Here is a 3,959-nt window from a genome sequence, read left to right as displayed (position 1 = left end):
TGGAGCGTCTTCAAAGTCTCTTTTCAGATACTCCATACGAGTTGATCCGCGACACAGAGCTACATTACCAGAATGTTCTTTTCATAGTATTCCGTTTGATGGGTTTCTATACTCATGCCGAGTATCACACATCGCAGGGCAGGATAGATATGGTGGTGAAGACTCCACAGTATATCTATGTAATGGAATTCAAGTTTGAAGGCAGTGCCGAGGATGCCATAGCTCAAATAGAATCACGAAATTATGCCCTTCCTTTCATGTCCGATGGCCGTAAGGTTTATAAGATAGGGGTTAATTTCAGTGCGGAAACCAGAAATATAGAAAAGTGGATAGTATCCGATTAAGAGATATAATGAATACAATTAGTATCAAACGTGCGTATTTGCAACATGAATGTGCGGATACGCACGTTGTTTTATATTGACGGTTAAGTGCATTGCCTTGATTAATAGGAGATTATGCGTTTGGCATGATTTTTGATTATATTTACTGTGAGAACATATTATGAATTTTAGGAATACGTCAGTTTTATTGGGATGTTCCTTTTGAATAAAATGATTTTGGATATGATATTACACTACTTTAAAGTTGCCGTACGCAGCATGTTTAGATTTAAGTCTCAAAACATTATTTCTATGGCAGGACTTGTATTCAGTCTTACCTGTGTGTTTATATTGCTTAGGTACATTCATCAGGAATATACTGTAAATCATTTTATTCCGGAATGGGAACGTACTTTCTATATGACATATATAGACGATGGTAAGACTTTTTTGTCAAGTAGTTTTGATACAAACAATGAACCTGATTTTAAGAGTCCATTGGATAATCCTGTGGTGGAAACTTACAGTAGATTTATGCTTGTAGAGAATGACATGATTGAGGTAGATAAGATTAATACAAATGTAAATATTCTTATAATAGATGACAAGTTCTTTGATCTGATACCTTATCCATGTATTGATGGAACAACGGTTCTTCATCCCAATGATGCTTTGATTTCTGCTAAAATGGCTGAAAGATTGTTTGGAACGGAAAATCCTATAGGGAAAACAATAAAAGCATCTACAGGTAAAATGGTACGTATTGTGGGAGTGTTGGGACAACCTTCAACCAAATCTTCACTTGATTTTGACATTGTCCTTTCGACTCAACATGATGACTGGACCAGAAGGCCTTTGGAGGTTGTTCGTTTATATAATCCGGACGATTTGGCCTTGTTTAATGAAATGAATTCTGTTCCGGTAAAGCTGAAACTTTTTGGAAACCGTTTAGTGAACTTTCAACTGGTATCTCTTGAGGATGTTTATTTTGATAAAAACATAAAAGTCTTTCACAATAATTTTATCAGGGGGGATGAAAATACGATTCATGTTTATTTCATCATTACGGTCTTGATATTACTTGTCGGGCTTTTCAATTATGTGAATCTTTATACTGCTATTGTGCAACGACGTGTTAAAGAGTTGAGTATTAAAAAGATTTTTGGAGCAGGAAGATTTCAGGTCTTCAGTCAACTATATCTGGAGAATGTCATTTTTAACCTTGTAGTAGTGTTTTTTGTATGGTTTTTTGTTGAGATAACACGCGATACAATTTCTAATAAGTATGACATACCAGTGCAGTCGGACATGATTTTTGACATCGTTATTACTTTAATTGTAATATTGTTCATGCCGTTGGTCGTATTGGTTTATCCTTATTTGAAACTGTCGTATAATGTTCCGGTCAAGTCTTTAAAAATAATTTCAGGCAGACCGAATACTATGTCATCACGTCTTGTGTTTTTGTTTATGCAATATGTTATAACATTTGTACTTATTGTGGCTGCCATATATTTTAGTTCTCAGCTTCATTTTCTTTATAATACAGATGTAGGTTATCGTACGGAAAATGTTCTGCGATGTAAAGTCCTCAGACAAAGACATACGTTTGGTTCTATTCTGGATAATAAAGATGAAATATCAAATATGTATTCTGTAGTTCAACAGAAAGTCAAGGAGTCAAATCTGTTTACTGGTATGGCATTTGGAAGTGGTCCGTATAATATAGATTCCAATATTGAATTTAAAAACCATAAAGGTGATTTTATAAAATCGCTTTATCTGTTTTGCAGTAAGGATTATATGGACTTTTTCGGTTTTAAAGTTGTTGACGGAAGGGGATGGAATACAGACGATGGCTCGCTTCAGTATAAGATGATTGTCAATAAGGCATTTCTCAAATCTTTCGAGATAGATGATTGGAGGGGAACCAAACTGATGCCAAAATACCGATTATGGTGGTCTTCTTCTAATCAGGAAATAATTCCGTACGAGATAGTAGGAGTAACGGAAGATTTCCGCACAGGTCATCTTTCCGGCCCCAACACACCTATGGCGTTTATATTTATGAAAGGTATTCCTACGTATGCTGACGATTACTTTTTCTCGTTAGCCGAGGGTAAAGAAAAAGAAGCCTTGGCGTATTTGCAGAATTTGTATGATGAAACACTTGGTGAAGGAAGTCTGGAATATTCGTTTATTGAAGATGATATAAGAAAATTGCACGAAAATGACCGTAAGTTGATGATGCTTGTCATAACTTTTGCAGTTATTGCGGTCGTGATTTCATGTATGGGACTTTTCGGACTTTCGTTGTTTGATATACATCTCAGATACAGAGAAATAGGTTTGAGGAAAATCAATGGAGCAAAGGTCGTTGATATATTTAGTCTTATAATGAAGAAGTATTTTTATACCTTGGCTGTTGCGTTTGTTGCAGGTTCTTCTTTGGCGTATATATCTATAGAAAATTATATGGAATCGTATGCCCACAGGGTATCATTGTCTGTGTGGATGTTCCTTGTCTCAGGAATATTGGTTTCTGTTATAGTTTTCATTACATTATATTGGCAGACAAATAAGGCTGCACGCATTAATCCTGCTGAAGTTATTAAAAGCGAATAATAAAACAAAAAACAAGAATATTATGATATTACATTATTTGAAAGTAGCCGTACGCAGCCTGATGAAATTCAAGATGCAGAACATTATAGCCATATTCGGATTGGCTATGTCGTTGTTTTGCTTTAGTGTCTGCCTTTATTGTAGCAGGTATATATTCAGTACAGATGATTGTTTCAGAAATAAGGACAGGATAGTTGAATTTTACTCAGAAGGTATAGGCAATGGTGCCAGAAGTACAACTTCAGGAAGTTTGCCTTCTTTTTTGCGAGGTCAAGGTTTGAATGCAAAAGCCTTTTGTGGGGTTGCATTTCCGGATGAACGTTCATATAAGATTGAAGTATCTGAAGATAAACTATTGCCTTATGATCTGATGTTTATGGAGACTGATTCCTGTTTTAATGAAGTCTTTACCCCGGAAATATTACATGGCAGTTGGAAAAATGCAATGCAGAATCCCAATTCGGTAATTCTGTTTGAAAGTACAGCCAGACGCATTTTTGGTTCTGCCGAAAAATCAATAGGCAAACGTATGGTTTTAAACAGACGTTTAAATACTTCGCCAGACAGTACTCCTCGTGAAGGAGGGATAGGTTATGTGATACAGGCAGTAGCCAAGGATTTGCCATTGAATAACAGCTTGAACTTTTTACGTAGAACAGATGCTTTGGTTATTAATGATACAGAAGGGCAAATCCATGACGGAAACCTGCCGATAATGGCTGCCAGTACATTCGCATTGGTGGAAGATGCCGGTTCGGTACAAAGTTTTATTAAAGAATTAGATGAAAGGAAGCTTGACTTTGAAATTTTTAATGAGAAGAGGGGAGTTTCTGGAGGTGTTTTCGAAACTTATTTTTGGAGTGGTGAAGGTGTAGCATTATATTTTGCTAATATTACTCTTATAGCCGGAATACTGGTATTGGTTGTAGGCTTGCTCAATTTCTTTCATTTCATAATTGGCTCTTTCCTTATACGTGTGAAAGAATGTAATATCCGTAGGGTGAACGGTGC

Annotated in this window: 2 protein-coding genes and 1 pseudogene; all 3 read left to right on the top strand. The window is 36.0% G+C overall.

Translation table 11 applies throughout. The annotated features are described in order from the left end of the window. On the top strand, positions 1-344 hold a 344-nt coding region (locus Q0486_RS02865; protein ID WP_299230202.1), incomplete at its 5' end, for a PD-(D/E)XK nuclease domain-containing protein. Positions 345-635: 291 nt separating this feature from the next. After that, entirely contained in the window at positions 636-2,948 is a 2,313-nt protein-coding gene (locus Q0486_RS02860) for an ABC transporter permease (protein WP_299230201.1), read from the top strand. Between the two features lie 22 nt (positions 2,949-2,970). After that, positions 2,971-3,959 (top strand): annotated as a pseudogene (locus Q0486_RS02855) (ABC transporter permease); the annotation flags it as partial.

This window comes from uncultured Bacteroides sp., assembly GCF_937912035.1.
In the GTDB taxonomy this organism is placed as follows: domain Bacteria; phylum Bacteroidota; class Bacteroidia; order Bacteroidales; family Bacteroidaceae; genus Phocaeicola.
This window is presented reverse-complemented; position numbering and strand designations above follow the sequence as displayed.